The 17,301-nt window shown below is 39.4% G+C and carries 15 protein-coding genes and 6 tRNA genes; all 21 read left to right on the top strand.

What is annotated here, in order from left to right:
- Nucleotides 1-29: 29 nt before the first annotated feature.
- Nucleotides 30-581: a DNA protection during starvation protein gene (gene dps / locus PQ963_09545; protein MEN4029901.1), complete on the top strand. Its 552-nt coding sequence runs from the start codon at nt 30-32 to the stop codon at nt 579-581.
- A gap of 385 nt (nt 582-966) precedes the next feature.
- A complete protein-coding gene (tpiA, locus tag PQ963_09540) occupies nt 967-1,647 on the top strand; it encodes a triose-phosphate isomerase (protein MEN4029900.1) in 681 nt (226 codons plus the stop codon).
- 11 nt (nt 1,648-1,658) lie between these two features.
- Nucleotides 1,659-2,891 carry a phosphoglycerate kinase gene (locus PQ963_09535; GenBank protein ID MEN4029899.1) on the top strand — a complete coding sequence of 411 codons (1,233 nt, stop codon included), beginning with the start codon at nt 1,659-1,661 and terminating at the stop codon, nt 2,889-2,891.
- Between the two features lie 110 nt (nt 2,892-3,001).
- Nucleotides 3,002-3,075: transfer RNA gene (locus PQ963_09530), tRNA-Thr, on the top strand.
- 38 nt (nt 3,076-3,113) lie between these two features.
- Nucleotides 3,114-3,188: transfer RNA gene (locus tag PQ963_09525), tRNA-Pro, on the top strand.
- Between the two features lie 21 nt (nt 3,189-3,209).
- Nucleotides 3,210-3,283: transfer RNA gene (locus tag PQ963_09520), tRNA-Tyr, on the top strand.
- 120 nt (nt 3,284-3,403) lie between these two features.
- Nucleotides 3,404-3,475 (top strand) — tRNA-Asp (locus PQ963_09515).
- Nucleotides 3,476-3,484: 9 nt separating this feature from the next.
- Nucleotides 3,485-3,558 (top strand) — tRNA-Lys (locus tag PQ963_09510).
- A gap of 24 nt (nt 3,559-3,582) precedes the next feature.
- Entirely contained in the window at nt 3,583-3,816 is a 234-nt protein-coding gene (locus PQ963_09505) for a DNA-directed RNA polymerase subunit H (protein ID MEN4029898.1), read from the top strand.
- A gap of 72 nt (nt 3,817-3,888) precedes the next feature.
- Nucleotides 3,889-5,382, top strand: a complete 1,494-nt coding sequence (locus PQ963_09500; GenBank protein ID MEN4029897.1) for a DNA-directed RNA polymerase subunit B'' — start codon at nt 3,889-3,891, stop codon at nt 5,380-5,382.
- Between the two features lie 12 nt (nt 5,383-5,394).
- Nucleotides 5,395-7,209, top strand: coding sequence for a DNA-directed RNA polymerase subunit B (gene rpoB, locus PQ963_09495; GenBank protein ID MEN4029896.1), 1,815 nt, complete (start codon nt 5,395-5,397; stop codon nt 7,207-7,209).
- 129 nt (nt 7,210-7,338) lie between these two features.
- A complete protein-coding gene (locus PQ963_09490; GenBank protein MEN4029895.1) occupies nt 7,339-9,951 on the top strand; it encodes a DNA-directed RNA polymerase subunit A' in 2,613 nt (870 codons plus the stop codon).
- 14 nt (nt 9,952-9,965) lie between these two features.
- Nucleotides 9,966-11,123: a DNA-directed RNA polymerase subunit A'' gene (rpoA2, locus tag PQ963_09485; protein ID MEN4029894.1), complete on the top strand. Its 1,158-nt coding sequence runs from the start codon at nt 9,966-9,968 to the stop codon at nt 11,121-11,123.
- A 52-nt stretch (nt 11,124-11,175) separates the two neighbouring features.
- Nucleotides 11,176-11,472 carry a 50S ribosomal protein L30e gene (locus PQ963_09480; GenBank protein ID MEN4029893.1) on the top strand — a complete coding sequence of 99 codons (297 nt, stop codon included), beginning with the start codon at nt 11,176-11,178 and terminating at the stop codon, nt 11,470-11,472.
- 5 nt (nt 11,473-11,477) lie between these two features.
- Complete coding sequence (locus PQ963_09475; GenBank protein ID MEN4029892.1) at nt 11,478-11,909, top strand: NusA-like transcription termination signal-binding factor; 432 nt, start codon at nt 11,478-11,480, stop codon at nt 11,907-11,909.
- 74 nt (nt 11,910-11,983) lie between these two features.
- Nucleotides 11,984-12,409, top strand: coding sequence for a 30S ribosomal protein S12 (locus PQ963_09470; GenBank protein MEN4029891.1), 426 nt, complete (start codon nt 11,984-11,986; stop codon nt 12,407-12,409).
- A 17-nt stretch (nt 12,410-12,426) separates the two neighbouring features.
- Entirely contained in the window at nt 12,427-12,987 is a 561-nt protein-coding gene (locus tag PQ963_09465) for a 30S ribosomal protein S7 (protein ID MEN4029890.1), read from the top strand.
- Between the two features lie 199 nt (nt 12,988-13,186).
- The gene (locus PQ963_09460) at nt 13,187-15,379 is read left to right on the top strand and encodes an elongation factor EF-2 (GenBank protein MEN4029889.1); all 2,193 of its coding nucleotides are present in this window, start codon (nt 13,187-13,189) and stop codon (nt 15,377-15,379) included.
- A 170-nt stretch (nt 15,380-15,549) separates the two neighbouring features.
- A complete protein-coding gene (gene tuf, locus PQ963_09455) occupies nt 15,550-16,791 on the top strand; it encodes a translation elongation factor EF-1 subunit alpha (GenBank protein MEN4029888.1) in 1,242 nt (413 codons plus the stop codon).
- 49 nt (nt 16,792-16,840) lie between these two features.
- The gene (gene rpsJ, locus PQ963_09450; GenBank protein ID MEN4029887.1) at nt 16,841-17,149 is read left to right on the top strand and encodes a 30S ribosomal protein S10; all 309 of its coding nucleotides are present in this window, start codon (nt 16,841-16,843) and stop codon (nt 17,147-17,149) included.
- Nucleotides 17,150-17,211: 62 nt separating this feature from the next.
- A tRNA-Ser gene (locus tag PQ963_09445) sits at nt 17,212-17,296 on the top strand.
- Nucleotides 17,297-17,301 lie beyond the last annotated feature (5 nt).

Here is a 17,301-nt window from a genome sequence, read left to right as displayed (position 1 = left end):
AATAAAAAAGGTTAATGGGAGATGAAATGATGGCAAAAGTAACAAGAGAGATGGTAGAAAGATCTGGTGTAAATGTCGATGAACTGGTGGAGCTTTTGGTTAAGAATGCTGCAGCCGAACTAACTACCTTTTACTATTATACCCTACTGAGAGCCAATCTTATTGGACTTGAAGGAGAAGGTATTAAAGAAATAGCTGAAACAGCGCGAATAGAAGATCGAAATCATTTTGAAGCATTAGTGCCTCGAATATATGAATTAGGAGGTCAACTACCTAAGGACATGAAAGAATTCCATGACATTTCTGGATGTCCTCCGGCATATCTACCTGAAGACCTGGGTGATGTGAATAAAATTTTAGAAGTGCTTGTAGGAGCCGAAAGATGCGCCGTACGACAATATACAAACATATGTAACATTACCGCCGGTAAAGATCACAGAACCTACGATTTATCACTGGCCATACTAAACGAAGAGATCCAGCATGAATCATGGTTTTCAGAATTCCTAGGCGAGGGGCCATCAGGCCATTTCATAAGAGGAGGAGATACTTCTCCATTTGTCAGGAAATTCCTCGAATAGCTATTTATCATTAAATTTTCCTATTTTTCAAGGAAATAGGATCAGATCGAATGCGAAAAACTTCCTTTCATTTTTAATTTGCCCTTTTTTGAGGTTGTCCTGCAATTGTTTGTTTTTTGTTTGAATCTGGATAATTTGTCTACCTGTGTGTCTTCCAAAAATTATGAAAATATCACGCCAGAATTTCCAAACATAACAACATATCTCCCAAGCACCGAAAACCCAATTGTGGAACGGCTTTTTGATTAAAAAATAATTATATATTCATTTTAGGGCAAAACACTCTCTTTTTAAGTAGATGTAACTCCATATTCATACCAACACATTTTTATAGTGAAAAATAAATACCAGTGTAATCAGCTATATCTGTTTTTGGAGGGTAATTATGAAGAAAATTAAAGGGTCCCCAATTGTAATTTTAAATTTTAAAACATATTTAGAATCTACAGGAAAAAATGCACTTAAACTTGCAAAGAGCTGTCAGAGTGTTGCTCGGGAAACAGGCGTGAATATAATGGTTGCTCCACAATACGCCGATATTTACAGGATATCACAGGAACTGGACATTCCGGTCCTGGCGCAGCACATTGATGCAATTGATGCTGGAGGGCATACAGGAAGTATCCTTCCAGAAAGTGTGAAGGAAGCGGGAGCCGTTGGTACGCTCGTAAACCATTCAGAGCAGAGAATGCACCTTTTTAATATTGATGCAGCCATCAAAAAAGCTTTTTCCCTCAAAATGAGTAGCGTAGTTTGTACAAATAATATTGAAACAAGTGTTGCTGCTGCAACATTAAACCCTGACTTTGTAGCAATAGAACCTCCTGAATTAATAGGATCAGGAATACCTGTTTCTCAGGCAGAGCCTGAAATTGTTGAAAAAACTGTAAAACTCATACACGATGTCAATAAAGAAGTAAGAGTGCTTTGTGGGGCTGGGATCTCCACAGGAGACGACATGAAAGCTGCAATAGAACTTGGAACTGAGGGAGTTTTACTGGCATCAGGAATCATCCTTGCAGATGACCCCAAAAAGGCAATGTTTGATCTTGTAAGCAAAATATAATCGGTGGAAAAATGTCCCTTCAGTTTTTAACTATTGACGACTTTGATATGGAAAATAAAACGGTTCTTGTAAGGGTGGACATTAATTCGCCTGTAGATCCAGATACAGGGCTTCTTTTAGATGATACCAGAATTAAAGTGCACGCCGGGACAATTGATGAAATTTCAAAGAAAGGTGCCAAGACAGTTATACTTGCCCACCAGAGCCGGCCTGGAAAAAAAGATTTTACCACTTTAAAGCAACATGCTGAAGCACTTTCAAATCTTTTAAAACGTCCGGTAGACTACGTTGATGACATATTTGGAAGCAATGCTCGAGAAAGAATAAAGAAAATGAAAAAGGGAGATATACTTCTTTTAGAGAACGTCCGTTTTTATTCAGAGGAAATTCTTAAAAGAGACCCAACGGAACAGGCTGAAACACACCTGGTCCAAAAGTTAACACCTGTTGCAGATTACTTCATAAACGATGCCTTTGCAGCGGCCCACAGATCTCAACCTTCTCTTGTAGGATTTGCATTAACACTGCCCTCTGGTGCAGGAAGAGTAATGGAAACTGAGCTCAATTCTTTATACAGTGCTGTAAATAATGCTCAGAAGCCTTGTGTGTATGTACTTGGCGGTGTAAAGGTAGATGACTCCATAATGGTCATGGAAAATGTTTTAAGAAACAGAAGTGCTGATTATATACTCACCACGGGTCTTGTTGCCAACATATTTTTATGGGCATCAGGGATAAACATTGGAAAGTATAACCAGGAATTTATAAAGGATAGGGGCTACTGTGACTTTGTTAAAAAGGGCAAAGAGATGTTGAAGGAATTTAAAGGTCAAATAAAAATGCCTGTTGATGTTGCTGTTTGCACAGATAGTAAAAGAGAGGAATACAGTATTAAAAAAATTCCTAACAAGCCTATATTTGATATAGGTACAGATACAATCACAGAATATGCTAAATGCATCAGGGATGCAAAAACAATATTTGCAAACGGTCCTGCAGGAGTTTTTGAAAAAGAAGGATTCAATATAGGTACTGAAGATCTTTTAAATGCAATTGCTTCATCTAAAGGTAACTCAATTATTGGAGGGGGGCATTTAGCTGCAGCAGCTAACCATATGAATTTGTCTTCAGGTATTACACACATCAGTAGTGGTGGCGGTGCATCCATTAATCTGCTTGCTGGTGAAAAACTTCCAGCGGTTGAAGTACTGCAGGAAGTGGCATCAAAGGGATTAAAACATTAACTTTTTATACATGCAGCTTTAAATATCTAAATTTCCAAACATACTAATTACTGTAATTACATATTAAATAGCAAAAACTTTATAAGTAAATATATCAAATACCTAAGAATGCCTCGGTAGCTCAGTCTGGTGGAGCGCGAGACTTGTAATCTCGTGGTCGCGGGTTCAATTCCCGTCCGGGGCTTTAGGTAAATAGAAATAGACATGGATATAGTTTTGTTTGGGACCATAGGGTAGCTTGGTCGATCCTTTGGGCTTTGGGAGCCTGAGACTCCGGTTCAAATCCGGGTGGTCCCATCATAAAAAATAATTTCGTATCCCGCCTTAGCTCAATTTGGCAGAGCATCGGACTGTAGATCCGAGGGTTGCTGGTTCAAGTCCGGCAGGCGGGATTCTGATTATTAAATATACTTAGAAAATGTAATAACCCAATAGTTTATATACTAAAAAGAAAGAGAAAAAGTATTTAAGTATGTATACATATACCGTATCATACTCTCATTCTTAGAGCTGCCCTGGTGGTGTAGGGGCTATCATGTGGGCCTGTCGAGCCCACGACTCGGGTTCAAATCCCGGCCAGGGCGTTTAACTCAGGGCCCGTAGCTCAGTCTGGCAGAGCGCTTGGCTTTTAACCAAGTGGCCGCGGGTTCAATTCCCGTCGGGCCCGCTATTTTTAACTGGAGGATAAAGTGTGAAAAAAGATATCTTAAAACACAGATTAGTTCCAGAACATGCTATTTTGTCGAAATCTGAAAGAAATAAAATAATAAAAGAATTAGATATCCATCCTGAACAGCTTCCTAAGATAAAGCAGGATGATCCTGTTTGCAAGGTAATTGAAGCTAAGGCAGGCGATATTTTGAAAATAACGCGAAAAAGCCATACTGCCGGGAAGTTTGTAACTTATCGACTGGTATTAGAATAACTTATTTTTGGAGGTTGAAGAAAATACTGCGTATTTTCTAAACCTCAAAATCGAAGATTTTGGAGGAATTTAATGGAAAAAAATGCATGGGGACTGGTTGATGCATTTTTTGATCAGCACAAACTGGTAGACCATCATATAAAATCCTACAACGACTTTGTAGACCACAGAATACAGGACATAATTGATATCACAGAACCTATTGTACTTGAACAGGGAGAATACAGAGTAGAAACAGGTAAATTAGAGATTATAAAGCCATTTATTAAAGAAGCTGATGGATCAAAAAGTGTAATATACCCAACAGAAGCAAGGCTTAGAAATTTAACTTATTCTGCACATATGTACCTGGAAATGGCTCTGGTCAAAGAAGGAGAAGGAAATCCGACTTTAGAACCTGTATATATTGGTGAACTACCAGTAATGCTCAACTCAAATATATGTCCTCTAAATGGATTAAATGAAAAAGAATTGGAAGAAAAAGGAGAAGATCCACAGGATCCTGGAGGCTATTTCATCGTTAACGGTTCTGAAAGAGCAATTGTAACAATGGAAGAGATAGCTCCAAACAAAATTATTCTTGAACGTATTGGGGAAAAAGAAGATAGGAGAGCAAGAGCAATTGTAACTTCAATAAAAAGTGGATTTAGAGCTCGAATTACGCTTGAATACAGAAAACCAAGGAAAAAAGGAGTATTCCTCAGGATAGCATTCCCTTACGTTCCAGGAGAAATACCGCTTGTTGTTATATTACGTGCGCTTGGCCTTGAAACTGACGAAGAGCTGGTAACCAGTGTTTCAGATGAAAAAGACATTCAATTCATACTCATAGATGATATACAGACTTCAGAAGTAATGAACAGGTATGATGCAGTTAAATATATTGGTAACAGGGTAGCGAAGGGTATGACTGAAGAATACAGGATTAAAAGAGCTGAAGATGTAATTGACAGATATTTATTACCACACATGGGCGTTGAACCAGAACACAGGGCTGAAAAAGCAACTTATCTGGCTGAAATGACCGAAATGCTTCTTCAAGTCATTTTTGAAACACGCGAACCTCATGATAAGGATCATTACTCTAACAAAAGACTCAGAGTATCTGGAGATCTTATGGAAGATTTATTCAGAGTTGCATTTACAAGCTTAACCAGAGATATGACCTACCAGCTTGAGCGAAGCTTAGCACGTGGAAAAGAACCTTCTGTAAAACAGGCTGTGCGGTCTGATGTTTTAACAGAAAACATCAAGCATGCCATTGCCACCGGAAACTGGGTTGGTGGAAGGGCTGGTGTAAGCCAGCTTCTTGATAGAACAAGTTACATGGGAACATTATCCCATCTTAAAAGAGTTGTATCACCTTTAAGCAGGAGTCAACCCCATTTTGAAGCTCGTGACCTGCATCCGACACAGTTTGGAAAGATATGTCCAAACGAAACGCCCGAGGGACCTAATTGTGGGCTTGTTAAAAACCTTGCACTTCTTGCCCGGATATCTGAAGGGTCTGATCCTGCAGAAATTGAAAAAGTGATTAAAAAAATGGGAGTTTTAAGTTCCAAATAGAGAGGTTAAAACGTGAAAAAGTGCAAAATTTATATTAATGGTAAACTTATAGGGACTTGTGACGATCCATACATTTTTGTGGAAGAAATGAGGGAAAAAAGGAGAAGCGGCCAGATTTCTCATGAAATGAACATAACACATTACCCTGAAACAGATGAAATTTTTATTTTTAGCGATCCAGGAAGAGCACGAAGGCCACTTATAGTGGTTAAAGATGGCATGCCCATGCTTAAAGAGGAGCACATTGAAGCTGTTGAAGCCGGTGAAATGAACTGGAACGACCTTATAAATCAGGGTGTAATTGAATATCTTGATGCTGAAGAGGAAGAAAACACCTACATAGCCATGTTTGATGATTTTATAACAGATGAACACACTCACCTTGAAATTGACCCCTCTACAATGCTGGGGATATGTGCAGGCATTATCCCTTATGCTAACCACAACTCATCCCCAAGGAACACCATGGAAGCAGGGATGACAAAGCAGGCTTTAGGCCTTTACGTTTCAAACTATGGTCTTAGGACAGATACCCGGGCCCACCTTTTACATCATCCGCAGTTACCTATAGTCAAAACAAGATCCATAGATGCCACAAATTATGATGCAAGGCCATCGGGTCAGAATTTCGTGGTTGCAGTTATGTCCTATGAAGGGTACAACATGGAGGATGCATTGATACTTAACAAGGCATCCATTGAAAGAGGACTTTCAAGATCATCCTTCTTTAGATCATATGAAGCTTCAGAGAGAAGATATCCTGGTGGACAGGAAGATAAATTCGAACTACCAGAAAAGACTGTTAGAGGGTACAGATCAGATGAAGTTTACAGACATCTGGACGAGGACGGCATCATAAATCCTGAAGTGGAAGTTAAATCTGGTGACGTTTTAATAGGTAAAACTTCCCCTCCAAGGTTCCTTGAAGAAATTGACGAATTTGGAACCCCTGCAGAGCGAAGACGTGAAACATCCATTACTGTAAGACACGGTGAAAAAGGAGTTATTGATGCAGTGATGATGACAGAAACTGTCGAAGGAAGTAAATTAGCCAAAATAAGAGTCCGCGACCAGAGACAACCTGAATTTGGAGATAAATTTGCATCAAGACACGGGCAGAAGGGAGTTGTTGGACTTATAGTTTCACAGGAAAACGTTCCATTTACAGCAGAGGGTATAGTTCCAGATTTAATCGTAAATCCGCACGCTATCCCCTCAAGGATGTCTGTTGGTCAGGTTATTGAGATGCTTGCAGGGAAAGCAGGTGCAATGGAGGGAAGAAGAATGGACGGAACTCCATTTACAGGGGCTGATGGAGAAGAATTAATTAAAGAACTTCTTAAAGCAAATGGATTTGAAAAAGCAGGACGTGAATCCCTATACAATGGAATTACCGGTGAAAGGATAGAAGCTGAAATATTCATAGGAGTTGCTTTTTACCAGAAACTGCACCACATGACATCTGATAAAGTATATGCAAGATCAAGAGGACCTATACAGGTTCTAACAAGACAACCTACAGAAGGTAGAGCCCGAGAAGGTGGTTTAAGATTTGGGGAAATGGAAAGAGATTGTCTTATTGCTCATGGTGCTGCATTAGCGCTTAAAGAAAGACTTCTTGATGAATCAGATAAATATGAAGCCATTATATGTTCAGAATGTGGTATGATTGGGGTCTTCGACAGGATAAGGGGAAGAAAGTACTGTCCAATATGTGGAGATTCAGATTTATTCCCTGTTGAGATTTCATATGCATTTAAACTCCTATTAGACGAGCTTAAGAGCCTGTGCATATTCCCAAAACTTATACTTGAAGATAAAGCATAACCTACGAAAGCAAAGCATGCGAAATCAAAGATTTTTTAATGATTTGCAAACATCAAAATTATAAATTTCAAATATTAACTAATTTAAAGATATTAATGGTAAAAAGGGGAAAAGTAAGGAGTGAATATTTTGAAAGGAATTTTAAAGAAAATCGCTCAGATTAATTTTGGTCTGATGTCTCCAGAAGACATACGAAAAATGTCAGTTACCACCATAGTAACTCCAGACACCTACGATGAGGATGGGTATCCTATTGAAGCAGGATTAATGGATCCAAGACTTGGAGTTATTGACCCTGGACTTAAATGCAGGTCATGTGGATCAAGGGGAGGTGACTGCCAGGGACATTTTGGTCACATTAATATAGCAAGGCCTGTAATTCATGCAGGTTTTGCAGATACAATTCATAAAATACTCAGATCAACATGTAAAGAGTGTGCAAGAATTCTGTTAACTGATGTAGAGATCATTGATTACAGAGATCGTATTGAAACTATGATAGAAAATGAGGAGAGCCTCACTGACATCATAAAAGAAATTTATACAGTTGCAAGAAGAGATAAATGTCCCCACTGCGAAGAAGAACAGGAAGATATCAAAATAGATAAACCTGTATCAATTGTGGAAGGTAACTACAAACTAACTCCCAGTGAAGTAAGAGAAAGGCTTGAAAAGATTCCAGAAGAAGATCACATACTGCTCGGGGTAAATCCAAAGGTTGCAAAACCTGAATGGATGGTTTTAACTGTTTTGCCAGTCCCTCCAGTAACTGTAAGACCATCAATTACACTGGAAACAGGTGAAAGGTCTGAAGACGATTTAACTCATAAATTAGTGGATATATTGAGGATTAACCAGAGATTAAAAGAAAATATGGAGGCTGGTGCCCCTCAACTTATTGTAGAGGATCTCTGGGAACTTTTACAGTACCATGTTACAACTTATTTTGATAATGAAGCATCAGGTGTACCCCCAGCAAGACACAGGTCAGGAAGACCTCTTAAAACCCTTACTCAGAGGCTTAAAGGTAAAGAAGGGCGTTTCAGAAGTAACTTATCCGGTAAAAGGGTTAACTTCTCTGCAAGGACAGTTATATCTCCTGATCCAAATATAAGTATTAACGAAGTCGGTGTTCCTGAAATGATAGCAAAAGAAGTCACTGTACCAATTTATGTGACTCCCTGGAACATTGAAGAAATGAAAAAATATATCCAAAACGGCCCAAATGTGCACCCTGGAGCAAATTATGTGGAAAGGCCTGACGGAAGAAAGGTCAGAGTATACGAAGAAACCAAAGAAGCCATAATTGAAAAATTAGATGTTGGTTTTAGGGTTGAAAGACATTTAATAAATGGGGATATCGTACTCTTTAACAGGCAGCCTTCATTACACAGAATGTCAATGATGGCCCACGAAGTTAGAGTTTTACCATACAAGACATTCAGACTCAACCTTTGTGTATGCCCTCCCTATAACGCTGATTTTGACGGGGACGAAATGAATATGCACGTTTTCCAGACAGAAGAATCACGTGCAGAAGCTAAATCCTTGATGAGAGTTCAAGAACATATACTATCCCCAAGATTCGGTGGCCCAATTATTGGCGGAATACACGACCACATATCCGGCGCATATCTTTTAACCAGAAAGAGTAGCGTATTTGAAGAAGATGAAGTTTTCCAGATTTTAAAAAGAGCAAGGATCCCTCTACCAGACCCTAAAGGTGAACCATGGACCGGGAAAGAAATATTCTCATTATTATTACCAGAAGACCTTAACATGGTCTACAAGGCAGAAATCTGCAGAAAATGTGATGAATGTCTTAAACAGGAATGTAAAAACGATGCCTATGTCATGATTGAAAACGGACAGTTAATAAGTGGTGTAATTGACGATAAAGCATTTGGATCATTTGCAGGAAAGATTCTTGATTTCATAGTAAAAGAATACGGTACTGACAGGGCCAGAGAATTCCTGGATTCAGCAACCAAACTTGCAATTTCGGGAATAATGAAGAAAGGATTCACAACCAGTACAGACGACGAAGAAATCCCTCTGGAAGCAAAAGAGAGAATTGAAGAGCTATTATCAAAAGCAGAAGAGAGAGTTGAAATCCTGATTGAAGCATATAATAACGAAGAACTTGAAGCTCTTCCTGGAAGAAGTCTTGAAGAAACCCTTGAGATGAAAATAATGCAGGAGCTTGGAGAAGCAAGGGATAAGTCTGGTGTAATTGCAGAAAGCTACTTTGATATTAACAAAAACCACGCAGTAATCATGGCACTTACAGGTGCAAGGGGGTCCATGCTTAACCTCACTCAGATAGCAGCATGTGTGGGTCAGCAGTCAGTTCGTGGTGGTCGGATAGAAAGAGGTTACAGTGAAAGAACCCTTCCGCACTTCAAAAAAGGAGAATTAGGTGCTAAAGCACGTGGATTTGTGCATTCAAGTTATAAATCCGGACTGGACCCGCTGGAATTTTTCTTCCATGCTATGGGAGGTAGAGAAGGTCTTGTGGACACGGCGATACGTACCGCACAGAGTGGTTACATGCAGCGAAGACTTGTAAATGCTCTCCAGGATTTAAGCGTTATGCCTGACGGTACTGTTAGAGATAACAGGGGAGTTATAATCCAGACCATGTACGGTGAAGATAAAGTAGACCCTGCAAAGAGTGATTACGGTAAAGTGGTGGATATTGACCGGGTAATTGAAGAAATAAGGATTAAATCAGGTAAATAAGGATAATATGATTAATGGGTGGTTTTGTGCAGGATTTAGAAAGTATCATTAAAATTTTAAAGAAGAAAAAGGCTGACTTTCCTGAAAGCCTGGTTGAGGAAATCGCAGATGCCAGCAAAAGGCATGATTTAGATAAAGCAGAACTGGAAGAGCTTATTGATATAATCATAAAGGCATATGACAGAGCAGCTGTTGAAGATGGTGAAGCAGTAGGTACAGTAGCAGCCCAATCTGTGGGCGAACCTGGTACCCAGATGACAATGAGAACATTTCACTATGCAGGGGTAGCAGAACTGAACGTTACCCTCGGTCTTCCAAGACTGATTGAAATTGTGGATGCCAGAAAGAAAATATCAACTCCAACAATGGCCATCTATTTTGAAGAAAAATACAGAACTGACGAGGAGTTTGTAAGAAAAGTAGCCAACCAGATTGGTAAAAGCAGCATGAACGACATTTTAAAGAACTTTAACCTTAACTACGCTGACATGAATGTTGTGGTGGAACTCGATTTAGAGAAGATCATTGAGAGAAGACTTGATCTTGATGACATCAAAGAGCGTATAGAAAAAGCTTTTAAAAGAGTTCAAATAGATAACAGTATGCTGAGTTTTGAACCTCCATCACCAACTATAAGAGAGTTAAGACTTCTTGCAGACAAGGTCCGTGACCTTCAAATCAGTGGTGTAAAGAACATTGGTAAAGTAGTTATCAGTAAAGAAGGCTCTGAATGGGTTATACACACAGAAGGTTCAAATCTTGGATCCGTTTTAAAAATGGAAGGTATTGATAAAGTCAGGACCACAACAAATGACATTCACGAAATAGAGAAAGTTCTGGGAATTGAAGCAGCCAGAAATGCCATAATACGAGAAGCGCAGAATACTATGGAAGAGCAGGGTCTTACAGTGGATGTAAGGCACATCATGCTGGTTGCAGATATGATGACTGCAGACGGTTCTGTTAAATCCATAGGAAGACATGGTATAAGTGGTGAGAAAGCAAGTGTACTGGCAAGAGCTTCTTTTGAAGAGACTGGAAAACACCTCTTAAGAGCCAGCATAAGAGGAGAAATAGATCATCTCACCGGAATAATTGAAAATATTATAATTGGACAGCCGATACCACTTGGAACAGGTTCTGTTGGCGTCATTATGAAACAAAAAGAGTAAACGATGAGTAAAAGCTTATTCAACAGCTCATGACCAAAAAAGGAGGCAACACATGGATGTAGATAGAGGAATTAGGGTCGCTGTAGATACAGGGACTGTTACATTAGGGTCTGATAGATCTGTTCAGGCTTTAAAGTTAGGCAAAGGAAAACTGGTGATCATTGCAGAAAATTGCCCTGAAGAAGTTAGGGAAGATGTGATGCATTATTCAAAATTATCAGATATTCCTGTTTACACTTATGGTGGTACAAGCGTAGATCTTGGTTCTGTATGTGGTAAACCATTTACAGTTGCTACACTTATCATTAAGGATCCAGGAGATTCTACAATATTAGAAATTATGGGGTAATATCTGTGACCATAAAATTTACAACACATGAAATAAGATATATAGCACTCTTTGAGAGCATGACCGGCGCAATGGTCAAAGACTGTATTGTTAATGACGAAGCAGGTAAAATAACTTTTCTCGTAAAAAGAGGAGACATGGGACTTGCAATTGGAAAAAGAGGAAGTACAGTAGCTAAAGTTCAAAAAGCTGTTGACAAGGGTGTTGAAGTCATAGAGCACTCCGAAGATCCCGTGGAATTTATCACCAACCTAATGGCTCCGGCCAAAGTTAGAAGTATCAGAATACTTCAAAAAGAAAATGGGGAAAAAATCGCCACCATAGAGACAGATCCCAGAAATAAAAGGACTGCTATTGGAAAAGGCGGTAGAAACATAGAAAGAGCAAGGCTTTTAGCAAAAAGACAGCACAATATAAATAACATTGTGATAAAATAATGTAGATATCATTCAGTTTTGATACTGATTACACTATTTGCTAATTATAATGCTAATTTAAGGAGGAATCACGTTTGCCCGGACTTTTTGCAGCAAAAAAACTTAAAAAGAATAGACAGAACTTCAGATGGAAGGATGTAGAATATAAAAGAAAAACACTGAGATTAGATGTTAAAGCTGACCCTTTAGAAGGAGCACCTCAGGCAAGAGGAATTGTAATAGAGAAAGTAGGTATTGAGGCAAAACAGCCAAACTCAGCTATACGAAAGTGTGTAAGGGTTCAGCTCATTAAAAATGGGAAGCAAATAACTGCATTTGCCCCTGGAGATGGTGCTATCGGGTTTATCGATGAGCACGACGAAGTTATGATTGAAGGAATTGGAGGACCATCCGGAAGATCCATGGGAGATATTCCTGGAGTAAGATGGAAGGTTACTAAAGTAAACAACGTATCATTAGAAGAAATGGTTAAAGGTAAAATTGAAAAACCAGTTAGATAAACCAGAGAGGTAATTTAATGAGTAAGGTTTTTGATAAATGGGATTTAGAAGAGGTGAAAGTAGAGGACCTTGGTCTTGTAAATTATATTTGCTTAGACGAAATACTGGTTCCACACACCTTAGGAAGACATGTTAAGAGACAGTTTGCCAAATCAAGAGTTTCAATTGTGGAAAGATTAATGAACAAAATTATGAGGACAGAAAGAAACTCAGGAAAGAAAAATAAAGCTTACAACATCGTAAAAGAGTCTCTTGAAGCCATAAATAAGAAATCAAAAGAAAACCCTGTGCAGGTACTGGTTAAAGCAGTTGAAAACACTGCTCCCAGAGAAGAAATTACAAGGGTAAAATACGGCGGTATCGGATACCAGGTAGCAGTAGACATTGCCCCTCAAAGAAGAGTGGATTTAGCACTTGGATTTATAACAAGAGGTGCCCTACAGTCCTCATTTAAAAGGAAACGATCCGCAGCAGATTGTTTAGCTGACGAATTATTACTTGCAGCTGAATACGATACCAGAAGTTTTGCAATTGGTAAAAAAGACGAAAAAGAAAGAATTGCAAGATCTGCACACTAACTAAAATTTTAAAAAGATAAGCTGGATATTAAAGGCTATTAAACAGGTGAAAACGATCTTATTCCATTAAAATAATATGGTGCTAAAACATATAAAGCACTATATATAAGACTGGCAAATTAACCCACTGATTATGAATTTATGATAATACCTTTAAATATCTGCTTTTAAACTATTTTACAATTACAAGGTGATTATGGTGAGTAGACGGGACAAAATGATTAGTAAAATCAAGGAATTGATGTACCAGCCTGAAAACATCAGAAATATTGGAATTGTAGCCCACATTGACCACGGAAAAACCACATTATCTGATAACCTACTTGCTGGTGCAGGAATGATATCTGCAGAACTTGCAGGAGATCAGAGATTCCTCGATTTTGACGAGCAAGAACAGGCAAGAGGAATTACAATTGATGCAGCAAACGTGTCTATGGTGCACAAATACAAGGATAAAGAATATCTGATTAACCTTATTGATACACCAGGTCATGTTGACTTTGGTGGAGATGTAACACGTGCAATGAGAGCTGTAGATGGTGCAGTTGTTGTGATATGTGCTGTTGAGGGGATCATGCCTCAAACAGAAACTGTACTTAGACAGGCACTGAAAGAAAACGTTAAGCCAGTTTTATTCATCAACAAGGTTGATCGTCTGATAAACGAGTTAAAACTGGATGCTAACGAGCTTCAGCAGAGGTTCATAAAAATCATTGCTTCTGCAAACAAGATCATAAGATCAATGGCTCCAGAAGAACTTAAAAATGACTGGCTGGCCAAGGTAGAAGATGGAAGTGTTGCATTTGGTTCTGCATACCACAACTGGGCTATAAATGTTCCAATTATGCAGAAAACAAGTATCACATTCAAAGATATTTATGAATACTGTAGAGATGAAAACCAGAAGGAACTGGCTCAAAAAGCACCGATTACAGATGTTTTACTTGATATGGTTATAGAGCACCTGCCAAGCCCTGAAATATCACAGAAATACAGGGTGCCGGCGATCTGGGCTGGAGACACTGAAAGTGAAGAAGGACAGGGTATGCTTAACACAAGTCCAGATTCACCACTTGCAGTAATGGTTACAAACATCAGTATCGATAAGCACGCTGGTGAAATAGCAACTGGCCGTGTTTATGGTGGAACAATAGAAAAAGGTACTGAAATCTACATGGTAGGCTCTATGGGTAAAGCAAGAACCCAGCAGGTTGGAGTGTACATGGGTCCTGAGCGGATCAACACCGACAAGGTTCCGGCAGGAAATATCGTGGCAATAACCGGCGCAAAAAACGCTGTTGCTGGGGAAACAATCTCAGAACCAGGAAGAAAGATCAAAGCATTTGAAGGACTTGAACACATCTCAGAACCGGTAGTTACAGTTGCTGTTGAAGCTAAAAACACCAAAGACCTTCCAAAACTCATAGAAGTTCTAAGACAGGTGGGAAAAGAAGACCCCACAGTAAGGATTGAAATTAACGAAGAAACAGGTGAGCACCTCATCGCTGGTATGGGTGAACTTCACCTTGAAATTATCACCTACAGAATCAATGAAAAAGGTGTGGAAATAGAAACATCGCAACCAATTGTTGTTTACAGAGAAACAATTGCAGGTAAAGCTGGCCCAGTGGAAGGAAAATCTCCTAACAAGCACAACAGATTCTATATTGAAATTGAACCCTTAGAAGACATCATGTTCCAGGCACTGCAGGACAAAAAGATCAAAGAAGGCAGAGTCAAAGGAAAAGAAGAAGCAGCGAAATTCATGGAATACGGCCTTGATAAAGAAGAAGCAAGAAGGGTATGGGATGTATACGAGCGCAGTTTATTCATAAACATGACTCGAGGTATACAGTACCTGGATGAAATTAAAGAACTTCTACTTGAAGGTTTTGAAAGCGCATTAGACGATGGCCCCATTGCAAGAGAAAGGGTCATGGGTATAAAAATAAAGCTCATGGATGCAAAGATTCACGAGGACGCTGTACACAGAGGACCTGCTCAGGTTTTACCAGCAATAAGGAAAGCAGTATATGGATCAATAATGATGGCAAACCCAACATTACTGGAACCAAAACAAAAAGTATTCATCAATACTCCACAGGATTACATGGGTGCAGCAACCAGGGAAGTACAAAACAGAAGAGGGCAGATCGTGGACATGCAGCAGGAAGGTGACATGATGACCCTTGAATCAAAAGTGCCTGTTGCAGAAATGTTCGGGTTTGCAGGAGATATAAGATCTGCCACTGAGGGTAGATGCCTATGGTCAACAGAAAATGCAGGATTTGAAAGATTACCTGCAGAGCTTCAAAAACAGATTGTAAGACAGATAAGAGATAGGAAAGGATTAAGTCCTGAACCTTATGGTCCAGACCATTATTTAGGCTAATTTGATCAAAAAACAAAATTTATCCTTCCGCAGCTCAAAACTTGTTTGGCACGAGGATTTTTGATCAACCTTTTTGGAAAAAAGGTTGACCGGTAACTTAATAAGCACAAGTTACTAAATTGTAAACTGTTAGACTAATCGATATATGATTTTATATGGAGGTTAATTAAATGGCTAAAGCAAAAGAACACATAAACCTGGCGTTTATTGGACACGTAGACCATGGTAAATCAACACTTGTAGGGCATGTATTGCTTCAATCAGGAGCTATTGCAGAACAGCAGCTTGCTGAAGGTGAAAACAAGTTCAGATTTGTTATGGATAAATTGACAGAAGAAAGAGAAAGAGGAGTAACAATTGACCTTGCACACGCAAAGTTCGAAACTCCAAAATATGAATTAACAATTGTGGACTGTCCAGGTCACAGAGACTTCGTTAAAAACATGATTACAGGAGCATCTCAAGCAGACGCAGCAGTGCTCGTAGTTGCAATAGACGACGGTATAATGCCACAAACCAAGGAACATGCTTTCCTTGCAAGAACACTTGGTATCAACCAGCTAATCATTGCAATAAACAAAATGGACCTTGTAAACTACGACGAATCCAAATACAATGCACTTAAAGATGAAGTAGGTGCATTAATCAAAACAGTAGCTTACGACCCATCCAAAATACACTTCATACCAATCTCTGCATTTGAAGGAGACAACATATCCAAACCAAGTGAAAACACACCATGGTACAAAGGCCCTGCCCTCGTACCAGCACTCGATGAATTCCAGGCACCAGAAAAACCAACAAACTTACCGCTAAGAGTACCTATCCAGGATGTTTACTCAATTACCGGTGTGGGAACAGTACCAGTTGGAAGAATCGAAACAGGTATAATGAAAAAAGGCGACAATGTTATATTCGAGCCAGCAGGAAAAGCTGGAGAGGTTAAATCTATCGAAATGCACCACGAAATGCTCGACCAAGCAGAACCTGGTGACAACGTAGGGTTTAACGTGAGAGGTGTTGGTAAAAACGATATCAGAAGAGGGGATGTTGCAGGACATACTGATAATGCACCAACAGTTGCAAAAGAATTCACAGCTCAAATCGTTGTTCTACAGCACCCGGGTGTTATTACAGTAGGTTACACTCCAGTATTCCACTGTCACACCGCTCAGGTTGCATGTACATTCCTGGAACTGCAGAAAAAGCTTGACCCATCCACTGGCCAGGTTAAAGAAGAAAACCCTGACTTCCTGAAAACTGGAGACGCTGCATTCGTTAAAGTCAAACCAACCAAACCAATGGTTATAGAAAACGTTAAAGAGATTCCACACATGGGAAGATTCGCTATCAGAGATATGGGTCAGACTGTGGCTGCTGGGATGTGTATCGACATAGTTAAAGCAAAATAGGTTTATCCTATTACCCTCTTTATTTTCTTTAATATTCCGGAGGAATAAAATGCACAAAGCAAGAATCAAACTCACAGGGACAGACCCAGAAAAGCTCGCATTTGTCTGCGACCAACTTAAAAAAATCGCAGAACGTACTGGTGTAGACCTCTCAGGCCCAATTCCATTACCCACCAAAAAACTCGTAGTTCCAACCAGAAAATCTCCAGACGGAGAAGGAAAAGCTACCTGGGAAAAATGGGAACTTAGAATCCACAAAAGACTTGTTGGAATCGACGCCGATGAAAGGGCAATGAGACAGGTCATGAAGGTAAATGTTCCTGATAACGTAAGTATAGAAATAGAACTTAAAAGCTAATTCCTTTTTTAATAGCTTCAAAACCTTTTCACAGCTTAAATTTTAATTTAAGCTTGATCATTGCCGGGATAGCCTAGCCAGGAAAGGCGCGGGACTTGAGATCCCGTGGAGCTGTGCTCCTCCAGGGTTCAAATCCCTGTCCCGGCGTATTA

Source organism: Methanobacterium sp., from assembly GCA_039666455.1.
In the GTDB taxonomy this organism is placed as follows: Archaea; Methanobacteriota; Methanobacteria; order Methanobacteriales; family Methanobacteriaceae; genus Methanobacterium_D.
The sequence above is the reverse complement of the archived record's forward strand: the minus strand, read 5'-3'. Positions and strand labels throughout refer to the sequence as shown.